This window comes from Caulobacter rhizosphaerae (genome assembly GCF_010977555.1).
Taxonomy (GTDB): Bacteria; Pseudomonadota; Alphaproteobacteria; order Caulobacterales; family Caulobacteraceae; genus Caulobacter; species Caulobacter rhizosphaerae.
The window spans coordinates 80,338-98,193 of sequence record NZ_CP048816.1; the positions used below are offsets into that span (position 1 = coordinate 80,338).

The 17,856-nt window shown below is 65.9% G+C and carries 12 protein-coding genes; 7 read left to right on the forward strand and 5 right to left on the reverse strand.

Annotated features, from left to right (window positions below; all coding sequences use genetic code 11):
- The first annotated feature begins 244 nt into the window (after positions 1–244).
- The 3 genes from G3M57_RS26500 (at position 245) to G3M57_RS26510 (ending at position 1,186) form a co-directional block, all read left to right on the forward strand.
- Positions 245–583 (forward strand): hypothetical protein, encoded by a 339-nt coding sequence (locus G3M57_RS26500; RefSeq protein WP_163233914.1) that lies wholly within the window; start codon positions 245–247, stop codon positions 581–583.
- 63 nt (positions 584–646) lie between these two features.
- The gene (locus G3M57_RS26505; RefSeq protein ID WP_163233915.1) at positions 647–853 is read left to right on the forward strand and encodes a hypothetical protein; all 207 of its coding nucleotides are present in this window, start codon (positions 647–649) and stop codon (positions 851–853) included.
- A gap of 93 nt (positions 854–946) precedes the next feature.
- Positions 947–1,186: a hypothetical protein gene (locus G3M57_RS26510; protein ID WP_188916230.1), complete on the forward strand. Its 240-nt coding sequence runs from the start codon at positions 947–949 to the stop codon at positions 1,184–1,186.
- Between the two features lie 24 nt (positions 1,187–1,210).
- Here the strand turns inward: G3M57_RS26510 and G3M57_RS26515 are convergent, their stop codons facing one another.
- From G3M57_RS26515 to G3M57_RS26530, 4 genes are all read right to left on the reverse strand, one after another.
- Entirely contained in the window at positions 1,211–2,200 is a 990-nt protein-coding gene (locus G3M57_RS26515; RefSeq protein ID WP_230983866.1) for an endo-1,4-beta-xylanase, read from the reverse strand.
- A gap of 323 nt (positions 2,201–2,523) precedes the next feature.
- Positions 2,524–6,324 (reverse strand): hypothetical protein, encoded by a 3,801-nt coding sequence (locus tag G3M57_RS26520; RefSeq protein ID WP_163233917.1) that lies wholly within the window; start codon positions 6,322–6,324, stop codon positions 2,524–2,526.
- 241 nt (positions 6,325–6,565) lie between these two features.
- Positions 6,566–7,201 carry an RES family NAD+ phosphorylase gene (locus G3M57_RS26525; protein ID WP_163233918.1) on the reverse strand — a complete coding sequence of 212 codons (636 nt, stop codon included), beginning with the start codon at positions 7,199–7,201 and terminating at the stop codon, positions 6,566–6,568.
- Positions 7,202–8,038 (reverse strand): hypothetical protein, encoded by an 837-nt coding sequence (locus tag G3M57_RS26530; protein ID WP_163233919.1) that lies wholly within the window; start codon positions 8,036–8,038, stop codon positions 7,202–7,204.
- Between the two features lie 106 nt (positions 8,039–8,144).
- Here G3M57_RS26530 and G3M57_RS26535 point away from each other — a divergent pair, with 106 nt between their 5' ends.
- Complete coding sequence (locus tag G3M57_RS26535) at positions 8,145–9,314, forward strand: hypothetical protein (RefSeq protein ID WP_163233920.1); 1,170 nt, start codon at positions 8,145–8,147, stop codon at positions 9,312–9,314.
- Between the two features lie 181 nt (positions 9,315–9,495).
- Here the strand turns inward: G3M57_RS26535 and G3M57_RS26540 are convergent, their stop codons facing one another.
- On the reverse strand, positions 9,496–14,022 hold the full coding sequence (locus G3M57_RS26540; RefSeq protein ID WP_163233921.1) for an NACHT domain-containing protein: 4,527 nt from the start codon (positions 14,020–14,022) through the stop codon (positions 9,496–9,498).
- Positions 14,023–14,166: 144 nt separating this feature from the next.
- Between G3M57_RS26540 and G3M57_RS26545 the strand changes: the two genes are divergently transcribed.
- The 3 genes from G3M57_RS26545 to G3M57_RS26555 all read left to right on the forward strand — a co-directional run bounded on the left by G3M57_RS26545 (position 14,167) and on the right by G3M57_RS26555 (position 17,855).
- The gene (locus G3M57_RS26545) at positions 14,167–14,946 is read left to right on the forward strand and encodes a hypothetical protein (RefSeq protein WP_163233922.1); all 780 of its coding nucleotides are present in this window, start codon (positions 14,167–14,169) and stop codon (positions 14,944–14,946) included.
- Between the two features lie 486 nt (positions 14,947–15,432).
- Positions 15,433–16,527, forward strand: coding sequence for a trypsin-like peptidase domain-containing protein (locus G3M57_RS26550; protein WP_163233923.1), 1,095 nt, complete (start codon positions 15,433–15,435; stop codon positions 16,525–16,527).
- The gene (locus tag G3M57_RS26555; protein WP_163233924.1) at positions 16,527–17,855 is read left to right on the forward strand and encodes a hypothetical protein; all 1,329 of its coding nucleotides are present in this window, start codon (positions 16,527–16,529) and stop codon (positions 17,853–17,855) included. Before G3M57_RS26550 ends, G3M57_RS26555 begins: the two co-directional genes overlap by 1 nt.
- Position 17,856: the final 1 nt, after the last annotated feature.

Genomic DNA, 17,856 nt, shown 5'->3' on the forward strand with positions numbered 1-17,856 from the left:
CCAGCGTACCATTTCCAAGCAGGATGTCATGTTTATAAAAATCCGTCTGCCATGACGAAGGCGTTGGGCGCATGAATTCCGGTTCTTCCTGTCCAATGGGTGGCAATTTGCCGGGCGTGAACAGAGCAGGAACTTCTGCTTGATCCGAAGAGGTCGGCGGTCCAAGAAGGCGGGTCTCCGCGGCGCCGCGTCACAGCCCTGTGAAGGATGGATAACGGTAGGGTGGGGCGTTAGGGGGCGTGTCTTGTCGGTCGAAAGCGAGTTTGTGCGAGCAGCGCTGGAGATCGGCTTGGCGGAGGCCGTCGCTGAGACGATGCGCGACATCGACCGCGCGATCGCCGAATTGCCCCAGGGGCCCGGTTCTCGCTATGCCAAGCGCCTCGACAATCAGCGTGACAGCCTACGCAGACCCACTCTGCGCACGACCGCGGCCTTGGTCGTGTCGATCTGCATTGCCGATCCATCGCGGACGCCGATCGTCCGACGGGCGTTCGCCCGGCTGGCTGATCGTCATCCGGAGCTCGCGGGGTTCTACGGCCAATTGCCGGCCGCCGCCGACGACGGCCTGCGCCGCACGGCGTGATCAGAGCCCTGATACCCGTTTCGAATATCGGTAGAGCTTGTGGGCTGTGCTAGCGTATCGCTGATGGAAACCTACACCTTCGTTTGCCTGGCGCAGAACCAGATCGCCACGGCCGTGGACGTGCAGCCGCTCGCGCCGGACGCCTTTCGAGGGCATGCCCTGAGCTTGCTGCGGGAGCACGCCAGCGCGGCCACGGTCGAGGTCTGGCGCGATGAAACGGTGATCGCGGTCGTCGATCGCGGCGGCGTGCGTCCCGCGCGGGATCCTTGAAGGGCGACGCATAAGAACGGGTGGCGCTGGCCCTTTCTCGCCGCGGAGGATCGTGGCAAACGCCTCTTCATTTCGATCGAGGAAGTTTGCTTCGTGTTCAAGACAACGCGCCAGGAGGCGATCGCCGCGGCTCGGCGGCTCGTGCGCGGTTTCGCCAGCGCGCCGGAGCCTCGGCGCCAGGCTCAGCAGATCTATGGTGTTCTCGTGCACGCCGAAGGCTGGTCGCCGTCTCAGGAAGCGCTCATTCTGGAGCTCGGCGCCTGGATGCAGGGCCATCCCAATCTGGGCGACTTGAAACCGCGATGCGAAGCTGTCCTGGGCAAACTGGCTTAGCCAGCGGCCCGGGAAGGACAGTGTTCAAGCGGACAGGATCTGGTCGAGCCGCACGGTTCCGGGCTTGGCTCGGCCAAGATTGTCGAACGGCGCGGGCGTATCGGCCGAGTTTTCGGCGACCAGCCAGGAATCCTTGTCGCGCAGGCCCCAAAAGGTGAAGGCGAACTGCTGGCGAGCTGGCAGGCGCGCGAAGGCTTCGGCGACGGCCGCATAGACCTGCGCCTGTCGCCGCCTCAGTTCGTCCGGGCCCAGGCGCTTGTCCTCGGCGCGGACCAGCGAGACGTCCAGCTCCGAGACGTGGATCGGCAGGCCAAGGCCGGCCAGATCACTCATCATCTCGAAAATCCTGGCGGGGGGAATGTCGGCGGCAAGATGCATCTGGGCGCCTAGGCCGGTGACCGGCGCGCCCGAAGCCAGCAAACGCTCGGCCAGGCGCAGGAATGTCGCCCGCTTGGCCGGGAGGTATTCGAGATTGTAGTCGTTGATGAACAGGCGCGCGTCCGGATCGCCTTCCCGCGCGGTCCTGAAGGCCAGGGCCATGTGCTCGGTCTCCCCGAGGCGCTGGGACCACAGGCTCGAGCGCAGGCCGTTCCCATCCTCGGCGACCGGCTCGTTCACCACGTTCCAGCCGGACATGCGTCCGTGATAGCGGCCGGTGACCGCCAGGATGTAGTTGCGATAGGCGTCGCCGAAACTGATGCGGCTTTCGTCCAGGGCCCGGAAGGCGGGGTGAACCTGATCGTACCAGACCAGCGTGTGGCCAAAGAGCTTAAGGCCGTTGGCCTGGGCGAAGGCGGCGATCCTGTCGGGGGCCTCGAACTGGAAACCGCCATCCGGCCGGATGATGTATTCCATGTTCATCTGCCATTCGGCCGTCAACTGACCGACCTGGCGCAGCAACAGGCGTACAAGCTCCGGATCGTCCAGGTGCAGCGCCTGGACGCAGGTCCCGACCGGGACCGATCCGTGCTTGAGCGTGACGGTCTCCCGCGCGATCGCCGGCGCGGCGACCAAGCCGACGCCAGAGGCCAGGAAGCCGCGCCGGCTGAGGGCGCATCCGTCCGCGACCTGGGAAGCCTGCGGATCTCCGACAGGCGCCCTGGCGTCTTCGATTTGGAGCGTGAGGGGAGGGCGGCGGTCGGACATCGGAGGGCGTGGGGCCTGGACGACTGGCGCGGCAAGGGCGCGCGACGGGCGTCGTCATTGTCCCAAGCGAGGTTTAAGCCGCGATGAAGAGGTGAGCACCCACGTCCAGGCCTTCAAAACGCGCTCCTTGAAGAGCGTTCAGCGCGGCTATGGCGTCGTGTGCGCGCCGGTCGGGGAGCCGTATGCCAATGTTAGGCCGATGCGTGCGGCCTTGACGCGGCGGCGTGGATGGCCGCGCGTTCCATGAGAAGAAGCCGCGCCGCCATCAATTCGCGGCCCACCTCGGTCATTTCACCCCGCATCATGCGCGTGCATTCCAAGGCCAGCGTATCCGTGCCGGCGGACGCCTCGTGCTCGTCCACCAGGCGCTGGCCCATTCTACCCAGTAAACCCAGCGCTTCGGACAAAAGCGCGTCCCCATCAGCGTTCGCAATGACCAAGAGGGCCTCCACGCTTTGCGAATAGCGATCAGCTAGAACGTCCAGGAAAGCCGTTTCCGCGTCGTTGCGGCCGCGGCCGCGCTCCATCATGGCGCTGGAGGTCGTGACCACGGCGTCGACCGCACGATCGAAAAGCTTGCGAACGTCGTCATCGGGTAGGGCAGGGAAGGGGAGGCGCCCGGACCAATTCGGCCCAAACTCAATGTCGGGCAGGACGCTCGAGATGAACGTGAACGCGAAGGGCGGCACGAAGCCGTGAACGATCGGCGCGAAGGTCAGCGGGCCGCCAAGCTCCAATTGTGCGGCTAGCTCCGCGAAGACAGGTTCGAGGGCCGGGAAATCGAATAGGCTCTCAACGACCAACATCGCGGCGTATTCCGCATCAGGCCACTTCCAGCCGCGGTCCTTGTCCAAGGGCTTTGTCGCGACCTCAACCGCAAGGCCTCGGGCGGCGAATGCGGTCTTGATCGTCTCCCGCTTTCGCTCCAGCGTCGCTTCCGTTCGAGCGCGGGCCGCCTCGGCGGCACGCCGCAGGATATTGTGGCGCCGGCTTGTCGCGCCGAAGCGAAGCGCCGCCGTGCGATGGCCTTCGGGATCCTCGGCGGCGTCGCCCAAGACCGCGCGGATCTCCCAGAGCGTGGTCTCCAGTTCGACCAGTTCCGCGATCGGAGGCTGCGCGGTGTTTCGCCAGACGGTCGGATCCTGCAACGCCAGCGCGTCGCGCGCCAAGTCTGCCGTTCTTGCGGCCATCAGGGTGGGGCTTTCAGAAACGCCGTCGGTAAGCTCGGTCATCAGCCGCTGCAGTCCGACCACGAATGAATGGAGCTGATCATTTCCCGCCAGGCTGCCTCGGGCGAGAGGGCCGCCGTGGGTCTCGTCAACCGACGGCGGCGCCACAAAGCTCGTCAGAAGCTTGCGAATTTGCAGCAGCCCCAGCCAAAACGCGCCGGGCCTTTGCCCGCGACAGTAGAAGTCACCCGCCTGCCGGACCCCATCGGCGATCTCCCGAATGGTCGACGCCAGCGAGGTGGTCCTTTGGGTGTCGCTCGTCGTGGCGACGAGCCGGGTGAGCGCTCTGAGTTGGGCGCGATTCCATGCAACGCGCGCGGGGGAAGGAAAGGCCCGTCGTATCGGACGCAACGTCGCCAGGCGATACTCGCCCATGCCCGCGGGCAGGCCGTCGGCCCAGATCGCGTTGCAGACAAAACGCTCGGCATGGGGCGTGACGGCCGCCAAGCGCCGGCAAAGCTCGAGCGCCGCGGCATGAATGTCGGGTTGAACCTCGGTGTGGATGTGACGCAGGTGGGCGGTGACGGCTGGTTGGCCGTCAAATTCCCCGTGTTCCGGGCGGGTCGCCCAGTCCGTCTCGTGATAGACCCGATCCAGCAGGGCGTCGACACCGCCCGCCGCCGCGATCACCCGCTCGGCGAGCGCCAAGTCGCGATCGCGGAGCGTTTCGAGAAGCAAGGTCAGTTCCAGCAGATTACCCTGCGAAAGGTCGCCATCTGGAACGATGTTCAGGCTGGGCGGGGCTGTGGCGCCGTGGATGGAAAGCAGCGCCGCCGTTAGCTCATGTGCGGTAGACAAGTCGAGGACCGGCAGATTTGGCGCGCCTGGAAGCCGATCGACGACCAACTGCCGAAGATCCTGGATCGCGACCTCTTTGAACGCCCGTTGGGCCTTGTTGAAGCCCGCGAAAATTTCGGCGTCGCCCATTTCCGATCCGGCCATGACAAGGCCGAACATCGTGCCGGAATGGCGGTCCTCGATCTCCGCTTCGCGAGAAATCTCCAACCAGCGTTTGGCGATTTCGTCGGCGGTGGCCAAGCCCAAGCCGTGGAAGATATTGATCCATCCACTGGCGTCGGGGGAGGCAAGACGTTCGACCAGGCCGTTGAATAAGGCGCCCGAAACGTCAGGCCACGTCCTCAAGACATTTGGAATGAATGCGCCAAACGTGTCGGCGGCAAGGGTCGCCGTGGCGGCGGCGACAGCGACGTCGCGTGGTTCGCCAAGGAGGTCCTGGATCGCTTGATCCAGGTGAGCGGACCGGATTTCGTGCAACCCCGCGATGGCCCCGTCCGTCCGCATTCGCACAGCATGCTCGTCGACAAGACGCTTGAGCGCTTTGGCGAAGGAGATGGCGTCGATGTCTTCACGGGCGCGAAGCCGCTCTGGATCGACGGCCGCTCCGTTCGACGAGGCGAAGGCCACCGCCCGTAGAACCGCAAGCTCGGCGCCGCGGTCCTCGGCCAATCGGCGGCGTACCTGCTCGGCAATGGTTTGGGCCAGTCTCCGCCCCGCCGTCAGGAGGTGGAGATATTCCAGTAACAGGCCCTGGCTTTGGTCGAACGGCTCTTGCCAATAGGGGAACTTGAGCTCGCTGGTCCGCGACAGCGCGGTCCAGATATGCTCGGCCAGGACCGGCGTGAGGATCGGTCGCACTGTCGGCGTTCGCGACGCGGTCGATAGCAGGAAAAGGTCTTCTTCCCGGACGGTGCCGATCAACAATACGCCGGGGTTGGTTTCGGCTTCGCGAACGAGCGTGTCCCAACCCGCGGTATCGTCGCGGCCGACATCATCGACCACGAAGCCGACTGGGCGATCGGGGTTGGCGTCGAGTCTTCGAGCCAGTTCCGCGACCCGGCCGACATCAGCGACAAGCAGACCCCGTAGGCGATACCAACGCACGGCATGGCGGCTGTGATGGGCCGCTAGCCAAGCAAGCGCGGACTTACCGGCCCCCGAGGGCCCGGCGATCAAGACGGCGCGTCGCTCCTCCAGAGCGCCGAGCACGTCGGCCATCGCCTCCGGCCGTTCAAAAACCAAGCCCGCGCCGACGTGGCCCGGGGCTGTGTTCACGCCCTCGTAAAACCCGCCCACCGGTAGGGGCGTCGTGAAATCCGCCAGTTCCGCCAGACCGGCGGTCAAGGCCAGATAGCCTGCGGGATCAATCAAGCTTCGGGCAAGGTCGAGTCTGGCCTGCACGTCCGTGCGCCCAAGCATCGCGACCTTCGTCGCGCCCGCGCGATAGTTGTCGTCCGCGGCCTTGCCCGCCGCCTCGCGGAGCATTTGCGCGACGATGTTGAGTATCGCCGGCTCCAGGCCTGACTGTGCGAGCGCCAGCGAGGCGCCGCGGATCGGGTTGGCTTCCACGATCAGATAGGATCGCTCGAGGAGCGCCTGAGCGTCGAAGCCATCGGGCAAGGCCGTCTGGAGAGCGGTAACCAGCGGCGAGAGATCTTGGTCGATTTCGCCAATGGTGCGATCAAAATCGCCCGCCTCGAGCCCCGCCACCGGGCGCTCCAGAACGACCGCTAAGGCGTACCTATCATCGTTGGCCCACCCCTCGGGAAGATCCAGGGCAGCCTTGGCGAGAAAGCGCGCAACCTCGCCAAGATCGAATACCGCCTTTGGATCGTGACGCGACTTGAGCTGAGCGCGAAACTCACGGTCGGGTCCATGGAGGGTCAGATCGTCGACCCCTTCGGGCACGATCGTCGTCCAAGGTCGCTTCCCAAGCCAAGCCTCGGCGAGCAGCCAGCTGCCCACGGCGTCTTGGAAACGAAAGCCGCGACCAGTGCGTGCGCCGGCCCGAGTTCGTGACCAAAGCTCCGGATCAATCAGCAATCCATGGGACAGGCACATATCTCCCTTACCGGGGATCGGCGATCAGGCAGATCAGTTGCTAGGATACTAACCTTGGCCGTCTCCAACGGTTGTGACTCGCTCGTGCCAAATCAAGCAAGGGGCTGCTTCTGGTCGACCCGGGATCAACCATCGGGTTGGACCGCTAGACGGAAATCGTGATCCCCGCCCGGCGGCCGAACTGGCGAATCTGATCGAAATGGGTCGCCGAGGTCGCCACCTCGACGCGGTCGCGAACCTGCAGGACGCTTGGTGGGACACGATCCTCGAAGAGTACGAAGGCTCGAGCCGGATCACAGCGCCGGGAAGTCCAGGCCAGTCCCGCAATGTTCGGGTCGGCCTGATGGAACGCCTCGGCCCAGCGCGCGGTCTCCGGATAGGTCGGCGGACGCGTGTCGATCAGCTCGCCGCGGGTGCGGCCGAGGCGGTTGAGGTCGGGCTCGTGAAGGCTGGCCAGCACGAGGTCGCCGGTCACTTCCAGCCAGCTGATCGCGCGTGACGTGACCTTGGATCGGGCGATGAATTTATCGGACGCGTCATAGGGAATGTCGTGGAATACCGACTCGTGGACCGCGCATTCGAAGCTATCCCCGGCGTAGAGCGTCGGTAGGCAATCGCCTGATGGCGTCCGCAGGGGCGCAAAGCGGGTGAGCCCGCCCATGCACGGATTGAAGGCGGCGCCGTCGAAATCTGGATCGTGTAGACGCACGAGCGCCGTCCCCGCCAACAGGCGTGTGGTGTTGAAGTCGGGAAACGGAGACGGCGGCGATGGAACGGTCACTCAGCCCATCCAGGCGTCGGCCTCGTGGCGCGCCGCCGCGACCAGGGCGGCCTCGTCGTCCAAGCGCGTCACCGGCGCGGCGTCGTTCAGCCAGCTGTTGGCTCCAATGAACCAGAAGGCGATTTGCCAGCCCGACATCCCGGCCGGCAGGGCGGCGAGCACCGGGGCGATCGAACGACGAGGCTCGCCGTTCTTGAATTCGAACGCTGGATAGACCTCACGCCCGCCCGACCGCATGCCGAAGATCTTGCCGGCGCGCTTCCAGCGCGTGGCCGTGGCGCTGCGGTTCTTCGAGGCGTGGCCGGCGCGGGCGGCGACATCCTCGGCCGACAGGACGGGCCAGCGCTGGAGAAAATGCGCCTGGGCTTCGGCGTTGTCCCGCTCCAGGTCCGGCATGGCGGCGGCTAGCGGGTCGTTGGCCATGTAGACATCGACGAGGGCGTCGATGTGCTGCTCGGTCAAGCTCTGCCGGCGCGCCCGGACGGCCCCCGGCACCTGTTCGACGACCGCCGAAATGATCGGCGCCAGCTCGGCGTCGGACTTGTGCACCAAGAGGAGCTGGGCGTAGTCGCTGAACCACTCGGACATCGACGCCTCGACCGCCGTCAGGAGCTCCGCCGCGCTGATCGCCACGCCTTTGGTCTGCACGATGAAGTGCTGCCCATCGAGGGTCAGGATGAGATCGGCGCCCGTCGGTGCCTTGCCGCCGCGTGGGGTAGCCTTGGTCTGAACGGGCGAGAGGGTGAGCCGCGAGCGCAGGCGCGTGACGACGCTTTTGGTCAGGTCGGCGCTGAGCCGGCCCGGCGCGAGAGTCTCGATAGCGGAGGTGCGGATCATGGACGTTTCCGGTGAACAGGGATACTATCTCATACTCTAACTTAGTTCACCAGAGTCGGTTTCCAAGGCGTTTGGAGACCCGGGGCGAACGGCCCGCGAGGCGAGGATGATCGACGACCCGTACAAGAACCTGTTCCGACCCAGCGCCCTCGACGAGATCACGCGGCGTCAGCGAATGCTCGACGACCTGCTAAAGCCGTCCGCGGCTCAACGCATACTCGAACGGATCGAGCAGGCCCGGACCGCCACGAAGATGTTCGAACACCTCGATCGCCACAGCAAGCTGATGTCGTTCCTCCAGACGCCAGCCTACATGAAGGCGCTGGAGGCCGCGACCTCGGTCAGGACCTTGAGTGACATCGGCGCGCGTTTGGAATCGACCCAACTCGCCGTTCATCGTGTCGCGGACATCGGCCGATTGGCCGAGCTCGCGGCAGCGCGCGTCCGGCCGTTCGAGTCGCTTCTGCGGGTAGACAACTGGACGTCGGCCTTGACGCAGCGGATGGCCGCGATCGACGTCGACTGGGCCGTCGCTGACGCCGAGGAGGAGTCGGCGGAAGCCTTTGCCCGTCTAAGCCGCCTTTCGGACCTGACCCGCGAGGCACCGGTCTACGCGGACGAAACCACCGAGATCCTGGTGGATGAGCTCGGCGAGCCGACCTTGGCGCCGGCCGAGGTCGAGACCTCGGAGGTGCGGGAGGCCCGCTACGATGCGGCCGGCCGAGAGCGCGAACTCATCGCGTTTCCGCCCGCACACTATAAGGAGATCCTGGTTTCCGCCGGTCACCTCGTCTCTTTCCCGCCGCCGCCCCTGGTGGCGGTCGAAGGCGGCCTGATCGAACCGGTGGCGTTCAGTCCCGAGACCGGCTTCTTGCTCCAGAGCCTGGAGGCCAATCTGCGCGAACTGGTGGTCGCGCAGTTGAAGGCACTGGAAGGTGACGCCTGGCTGAAGCGGCGTGTTCCCGAGGGCGTGCGCAAGGCCTGGATCGCTGGCCAGCAAGCCGCCCGGGAAGCCGGTAAGCCGGTCTTCGCGCCGATCCATTACGCCAATTTCATGGATCTCGCCGATGTCATCACCGCCGGGAACAACTGGGGGACTTTCCAGGGCTTCTTCGCCAACAAGGACAATCTGCGTGTCGGCCTCATCCGACTCTACGGCATCCGCAACGACATCGCTCACGCCCGGCCGATCAGCCTGACCGACCAACTGATCGCCGTGATCGAGGGGGCGATCCTGTTCCGGGCCATGGGCCTGGCGGTCACCTTTGGCCGCTGAGGTCGCCCGATGCAGCAACACATCTTCCTCTAGTGGCAAACGGTCTGCTGGACCGATGACCCGCCTTCGTTTGGCGGCGAGGCTGGGCCGGTTACACCGACCTGCGCGACTATGTGACTCGAGCGTCCATGACCGTGGCCGGCCGCAACGGCAGCGCCCCGTTCGAGAACGCCCTGGGCTCCTAGGCGCGTGCCATCTCCTCGTTGGCGCGCCAGTTGGAACCGCGCCATCGGTCACCGTCCTTCCACCACAGCCCACCGAAGACCTGACAAGCAAGGCCCTGGCGTCGCGCGTAGTCCGGACCAGCGCCATATCCGCCCTCCTTTTCCGCCCAGACCAACCAGGCTCCGGTGAGGCCGCGCGCGGCCAGGACCGGCTCGAGCAGGTCCAGATTGATGATCGCACCGCCTTCTCGGCCCACGGCGCTGGGACTGACGAGGCCCACGCGCCCTTGGCCGTTCACGAACCAGGGAGAGGATGGGCCGGCGGGGCGCAGGTCCAGGGCGCGCAGCACCCAGCGCCGTGGCGCCGAGAAGCTGATGTCGCCGTGGCCGCCATGGTCATACTCGCCGCGATGGGGCTGAACGGAGTCGGTCAGGCGCCCGTAACGGATTCCGCCGATGGCACGGTGCAGGATGGCGTCGTCGGCCGGCGTCAACTCTGGTCGAAACTCGGCAAAGAGGCGGGGCGTGGGCCAGCCTTCCTCATCGGCGTCGTTGTCGGGTTTCTTGAAACCCCGCAGGGCGTCGTGCAGTCTTTGCGCGTCGGCGAGCGGTAGGACGATCATCTCCAGGCTCGCGGTGCCGGTCTGCACCAAATCAACGGACTGAAGCTTGTCGTAATAGCCCTTGTCGTCGCGACCGCCGCCCAACCACCACCATCGATCACCGTCGTGACCGCGCCCTTCGACGCAGTCTGGAGGGTAAGGAAGGTCGCAAAGGTCGCGGACCCAGATCTTGGCCGCCTCGAGGCTGGTCGGTGAAGGCAGGTCGAGCGGCGGCAGGCTCAGGCTTGGCACTTCCCGCGGCGCGCCATTGGGTTTGGGCGGGAAGAACGAAGGATCGAGATCGACGTCGCGCAGGTCGACGAGGTTTTCAAGGATCGTGGGGCTTTCGTCATAGCCGACCCGCCAGTGATGGTCGGCCAGGTAGCCGATCAGTTCATGGAAGGCGATCCACTGATACTTCTTCCCGATACGCTCGTTGATGTGGTCCTTGCGGCTCGCGTGGTAGCCGGCCTCGCGCTCGGCCGCGGCGTGCAAATCCTTGGACCAGCCCAGTTCCAGGACCCGCGCGGCCACCCACCGTTGCCCCAAGGCCAGGTTGAACCGCGAGTATTGGCGGTCATCATGCGCCGGGTAGGGCAGGGATTGACTAGGCTTTAGCCGCAGACCCCGCGGTAGGGCCTTGCGTAGGGCGCGCTCGGCCGTCTGGGCCTCCTTGGCGATCTTGGCGTCCAGCGCTAGCGCCGCCGGATCATCCTCGACCTTACCGCCGCTACGCAGGCTCATGAAATAGGCCAGGGTGTTTTGCTGGCGGCGGGTGGCGAGGGCGTCATGCGCTTCCAGGGCAGCGGTCGCCAAGTCTGGCAGCGGCGAGGGCAGGGCGCGGACGCTGTCCCAGAACCTTGTCTTGGCCGCCCCGATCGGCTCGGGCTTTCCTTGCGCCATTCTTGCCTGGCTGAAGTCCCGCCCCAGGGCGCCCATCACGTAGCGGCCAAAGTCGCCGGCCATGTCCGTTCCACCGGATGCGGGCAGGTGCCCCACGGTCGACCAGAGCACCGCCCGAGCGCTTTCCTCGTGAGGTCGAAGGTCGGCGATGTCGGGCCAGGACGTGATCGGCTCCGAGGCGAAGGGCGGGGCGACGCGAGCAGGGTCCAGGTCCGTGACGGGGCCCTGGCTGGTCGCCAGGTTTACGAGGCCGCGAGCGTAGTGGCGGACATAGGCATGGCGCTCGATCGGATCGTTCCGAAAGACGTTGTCGTAGGCCAGGCGGGCGGCGTCCAGCACCGCGGGGGCGTCGGCGGCAAGGTGACAGGCCGCGCCGTACGCGGCCGCGAGGATGCGTTCGCGCACATAGGCGTCGTCGCGGGGCAGGAAGGCGCGCAGGGCGGGGGCCATCTGCTCGGGCGAGCGCAAGAAGAGCGCGGTGAGGGCCTTGGTGGCGCGATCGCGCAGGGGGCGCGACGGCGCGGCGAGGAACCAGCCTAGGGTCAGGACGACGAGGCGGACGCGTTCGGGGTCGGCCAGATCGGTGCGCGCCGACAGTGACCAGTCGATCAGCACCGGCGCAGCCTCGCCTTGATGCAGGGCGTCATAGAACGCGGGGGCCAATTCGGCGTCACGCTCGGCCATGGGCATGGCGCCGAGGCGGGCGTGCAGATAGTCGGCGTTCAGCGCGTGGCGAGGATGCGAGGCCAGGCGCAACAACATGCCGATGAAACGTCGTCCGCTTTCAGGCTGATCGGCCCAGCAGCCCTGGAAGATTTCCACCGTCCGAGAGCTGGTGGCGGTATCCGCGCGCCATTGCAGGCTTTGGAGGAAGCTCGTCACCGGCAATTTGACCGCGTCGGTGAAGCGGTGCTCCAGGTCGACCAGTTCCACGCCCAATCGCTCGGGGACCTGGACCATCAGGGCCTCGATAACGCCGGCATGACGACGCGGCTCGGCCAGAATATACGCAAGATCACCCCCGGCCTTGAGAGCGGCGGCTAGGGCGGGAGCGGTATCGAACAGCCGCAGGATGGCCTGGGCGATGAAGTGGTCGCTGAACCGCTGGAAGGTGAAGGACACGGTTTCTTCCTGGCCGCCAAACGCCGGATCTCGCCGTAGGACCCCCTCGGCGATCAGCCGGCGCAAGAGCTGGTCCTCGGCAGCGCGAGGCGCGATCGCGTTGACCTCTTGCTCCAACAGGGCCTGGGCCTGGAGGATCGGCAGGGCCTCGCAGCGCTCCAGGGCCATCTGGTCAGCCAGGCGCGAAAGAGCACGTCGAAGCCGGCCGTCGCCGTGGGCGATGCGATCGTAACCGCGACGCACCAGTTGGGCCTCGACCCCGTCCAGCCAGAACTCGAAGAGTTCGCTGACGCCTTCCACGCCCGCCGGAAAGGCCTTGCGGCCCTCGGCGTTCAGGCGCCGCACGCAGGTGGCCAGCAACAAGGGGTTGGTGAAGCCGGGATCGAGGAATGGCGCGGCGGGGCGATCGATGCCGTGCCGATCCAGATAGGCCTTGGCCGCCTCGCCTTCGTCCCCCGCGAAGCCCCTGTGCACCACGCGGCTGCCCGCCCACGTCGGCGGGATACACATCGGCTCGTAGACCTCCCGGCACGACACGATCAGCGCCAGGGCCGGAAAGCGTCCGATATCCACGGCCAGGCCCGCCAGGGTGGCCGACCAGATCTGGGGGACCACGGCCTCGTTGATCGCGTCGATCACCAGGAGGGCGGGGCGTCCGGCCGCCAGGGCCGCGGCGTTCAGCGCCCCTAGGAAGTCCTCGAAAGCCCACCCCACCAGGCCGAGCCGCTCCAGGATCTGTCCGCGTGGATCGCCTTGTCCGAAGTGCTGGCCCAGCAGCAGCAGGGCCGGGGCGGCCTGCGCGACGTGGTGTTCGACGAGGTGTGCGAGAATGTGGGACTTTCCCGCGCCGGCCTCGCCCGAGATCAGGAGAGCGGGCCTTTGCAGCAGCGGCGAGTTCAGATTCGCCAGAGTGCGGCTGGCGTCGGCGAACGCCTCGGACGCCTTGCCGCAGTAGTGCTCCCGGGTCCGCGCCGCCTCCCGTGAAAGGCCGCTCGGAGCGTCACCACGCCAAGCTCGACGCACGGCGTCGACCAAGGCCGACCGCTGGAAGCGCTCCATGGCCGCGACCAACGCGGCGAGATCGATCGGCGTCGGCTCCAGGAACTCAACCGCGGTGGCGGCTTGGCGCAGCGCGTCGAGCGCGGTCCTGGCTGTGTGAACGGCGTGGTCATCGGCCAGGTCGGGCGCGGCGCGCGCGAGTGGCTCGAGCGCCTTGCTCGCGAGAGCCAGGCTTTCCAGGTGTTGGGCGACGGCATCGCGGTAGAGCCGACCTCGGGTCGTCGTATCGAGCGTCCTCTGAATCTCGACGTCGACGTGGTCGTCGGGGAGATAGCGCTCGGACAGATCGGCGCGGGTGGTCTGGAAACGCGCTTCAAACCACGCCTGGGTCAGGCTGACCTGATCGAACCAATAGAGCCGCAGGCCGGCGTGAACCGGATCGAGGCGGGTCAGGCGGCCGATTAGTAGGCTCTCGTCCCACAAGGAAATCTTGACGGCGCGGCCGAGGGCCGAAGCCTGCTGTTCGGCCTGCGTAGCGAACGCCTCCCAGAGCGCGCGCTGCGAGCGGGCCTTGCCTTTCACGCCGCCGGACAGATTGCGCGGCAGGACCACGACATATTCCCGCATCCGCGGGTAGGCCGTGAGCGCGGCGTCGAAGGAGGTCTTGATCTGCGCGATCTGTCCCGCCCCGAACGCCTCGGTGTGATATTTTGTCTGGAACCCGATGACCGATCCGTCGGACAGGTGGGAAAGGATCTCCACGCCTCCATCCGCGCCGGGTCCCTTGTGCTCCAGGCCGATGCAGTGGCTGGGCGGTTCGGCGATCAGGAGCTGGCGGGTCAGCTCCTCGAAGCCCATGGCCCGTCCGCCGCGGTGCGGTCGGATGCGCGCGAAATCGATATCGGGGGTGTGCCGCATCACCAGAGTTGGCGCCTATCGACCAGGAGAACGAGCCTAGGACGGAAAGGCTCGGGAGCTGAGCCGAAAATCATGCCAGGATTCGTTGGCCGTGGGGCGCGGCGGCGTCGCGCCAACACGGTCTCGAGCCGGGAGATTGGACGTATGATCAAGCCCACCTTTCTCAAGGCTCAAATGGCCAAGGCAGCAGCCGGACGAACGCCACCGTTCCTACGCCGGTTGACGGCCGGCGTGGTCGACCGCGTGGCTACCGCCCACTATGGCCAGGCCTACGCGATGAAGTGCCTGCAGACCGCTCACGCGGTCGGGGAAGTCCTCAAGCGATTTGGTGTCGGCAGTCAGATCTGGCTGGGAGCGTTCTGCGCCGCCGAGGTGTTCGAGACCTCGGGCTTTCAGGGCTGGGGCGGCTTTTGGGGACAGGACCACCATGCGTGGCTCTATACGGCCAATCATGAGCTGGTCGATCTTAGCGTCGCGCATATGCATCGCCATCCGCGCGCGAGCCGCAAGGACGGCATCCCCATGCCGCCGGTTTGGTGGGACGATGTCTCAAGCTGGCCGCCGGTCCTGCGATACTTGCCCGACAGCCCGGCCAAGATCGGTTTCCCCGACCCCCGGGACGCGGCGGACCTGAAGATGTTCATGAGCTTGGTGATGGTCGAGCTCGACAGGGTCCTGGCGGAGGACGAGGTCGACGACGTGACCTTCGGGCCGATCCTATCAGGATTAGACGCCATGGACGCCCTGACGGAGCGCGGACATCCCTGGTTGGTCCGGGCGATCGAATTCCAGGATCGCGGAGCTCGTTTTCCCTTGTGGATCGAGCAACGACATCAGGAACTGTTGGCGGCGTGGGCGGGTGGGTACGTCGCTCCCAGCCGCCTCAGCCAAGTGGATGGCCTCATCGGACCGGCTGGCGCCTAGTCGCCGCGACCGCCGCTCGGGCCGTTCTTGGCCAAGAACCAGTTGCGCACCCGTTCGTTGGCGTGGCTGGGACGGACAACCGACCAGGATGGTCACGCCGCCGCGATAGTCCGGTCGCGCCATGGCAGGTTTGACGATGTGGTCGATCCAAGCGTCGAGGTCGTCGGCCAGGGCGGTAGGATCGGGGTTTCCGCCGGCGAAGGTGTCCGTCTCGAACCACGCCAGGGTGTCGATGAAGAAGACAGTCCGCAAAAATCGGCGGGGATCGCCCTCCGCCAACAATCCTGCGAGCAGTCCGCTCTGCGTGCGCCGAAACTCGATCCAGGTTGGGCGTCGGGGCGAAATGTGACGCCTTGCCGTCGAACGCGGGCGCGATGACCGTTTCCGTGTCTTCGGGCTATGCTGAACCAAGGGTGGAGTATAACCTCACGGCAACGCTTGCCCGAGGCAGACACAGGCAAGGCGTGGGGATTTGGGGGAGGGGGCATGAACATCCTGAATTTGCCGCGTCCGTTGGCCAGGACGTCGCTGACGGGGAGCGATCTCCAGGAGATTCATGAAGCCCTCGTCCGTTCGTATGAACCCGAGGCGCTCGCCTTGCGCGTCCTGTTCAAGTGGGGGATCCGCCTCGATTGGGAGATGGACGTGACCCAGGGCGGCCGGCGAGCCATCTATGGGCGCCTGCTCAAATGGACCGAGGAACAGGGACGCACGCGGGATTTGTTGGCCCTGGCTTGGACGGGAGCTAGCGGCAACGACTTTCTTCTCGCGGCCGCTAGTCGCCTCCTGACCGACCTCCCGGCTCTGCAGGGGCTCTATGATCCGCCCCTTGGCGCGCAAGCGCCAACCCTGCCGAAAAGTGAACTGGAGGCTGTGGTCAGCGAGCGATCACGTTTGCAGGACTATGGCGAGTTTCTGTCACGCGTCACGGCGCTGGGGAGCGGCATCTGCAACGTGGAGACCCCCGGCGGAGGCTCGGGCACGGGTTTCCTTGTGGGACGGCGACATGTCCTGACCAACCATCATGTGGTGAAGTTGGCCATCGCCAATCGTCCGCTAGGAGAACAGATCAAATGTCGGTTCGACTATCACCGGCAGGCCGATGGCGGAGTGTCTAGCGGCCTAGGTGTTGGGCTCGCGGCCGACTGGTTGGGCGGCTTTAGTCCCCACGCTCAAAGCGACGAGACCGGAATGGGCGAGCCTAGTGCGGGTCAGTTGGACTACGCGCTTTTACGGTTGGCCGACGCCATGCCCGACGACCGCCCTGCCTTCGGGCTGCCCATCAAGCCCAGCGTCGTCGCGCCGGGCGACGTCGCCCTGATCGCGCAGCATCCAGGCGGCGACCCCTTATCGGTGGCCTATGGAGTCATCACCGAATTTCCGGCGACAGGGCTGAGGTATCGCTACAACGTCACCACCGAGCGCGGCTCTTCGGGGGCGCCGGTTCTGTCGGCGGATCTTGATCTCATCGGCTTGCATCACGCGGCCGATCCGACCAATTCCCCGCGGTTCAATCAGGCCATCCCGTTGTTCCTGGTCGCGCGGGACCTGGCCTCGAGGCACGATTTGGATGCGCTCTAATGGGGCTGATCGAGGCGCCGCCGCGGCTGCTACCCGATGAGGAATTGAGCAGCATTCTCGTCAGGGCGTTCGGCAGCGGACGACGCTCCGATTACGACATGTTGAGCGCGGTCACGTTCCAAGTGATGGGATGGAGGTTGGGCGAAGCGATCGGCGGTGACGACGAGCCCATGGTCACCCTGGTCAACAAGGTCTTGATACGCCTCGAAGACGCGGGCTCGGCCAAATGCGAGGAAGCCGCCGCCGCCTTCATGCGGGCCTTGCCGGGAAGCCGCGAACTGCGCGCCTGGGCCGGTCGTAAACGTCCAGCCTTGCTGGACCTGGTGTCCGAGGCCGATTTTCTCGCGGCGGAACGCGAACTCCAGCGCCAACGCGTCGCGTCGGTGTCGGAGGTGTTCGATGAGCTACAGCGTTCGCGAGACGTGAACCGCATCGTCGGACAGCGGGCGCGCGATGACTTGGTGCTGGTCGCCGCGAATCTGAGCCGCCTGTCGGCTTGCAAGGGCGTCCACGACTTGCTGCACGGGGCCCAGACCGTGCCCTATGCGGAGCTGTCGTCCCTAATGGCGCCAAGCGCGGTCCTTACCGCGGAGGATGATCCACGCCTGGAGTCTCAACTCATCGCCCTGCAGACCGCCCAGGTCAGGATCGAAACCTATCTGCAGATGTTGGATGGCGATTCCGATTGGCTTCGCGATCTCCAGGACGCCATCGACCTGATCGGGACCGAGCCTCGTGATGTCGCCTCGATCCGTCTCGGTCTCTTTGGCCTCAGGGCGGTCCTGCGACAGCAATTGCCGATCTTCGACAGGGCGATCATCGAGGCGGCCCGGGATATTCCGTTTGGTCGGGTGGTTGAATTCCTGGGCGACACCGCGAGACTGGCGGCCGTGCCGCAGACGCTGGTCCAGCCGTTGAAGGTCGCGGCCAACGATTTGGCCGCTCTGGATCGAATCCTTGATCGCACGCTGCGCCTTCACGAACGTTGGCAGGCCATTGACGCTCGACTTTGGCCCATAGAGCAGGAATTGCAGACGCCCGAGGGCGGTATCGAGCTCATTCGGCTTCATTGGCGGACGATCGAACGGTCCCTCGACACGCTGCGGCTATCGGCGCCTGATATGTGGGACCCAAATCTTGATCGGGCCCGGGCCCAGGTCGGGCAGGCCCTCCTGTCGGGCGGGGTGGATCTGATGGCGGGCGCGCTGCTGACCTTCGTGCGCATCGGCCGATTGCAATTTCTTCGCGTGGACAAGGCGGTCCTTGAGCACTGCAACCGGATCGGCGCGCTTCAGCGTCCGATCCAACAGCTTTTGAGGGAAGGCTAGA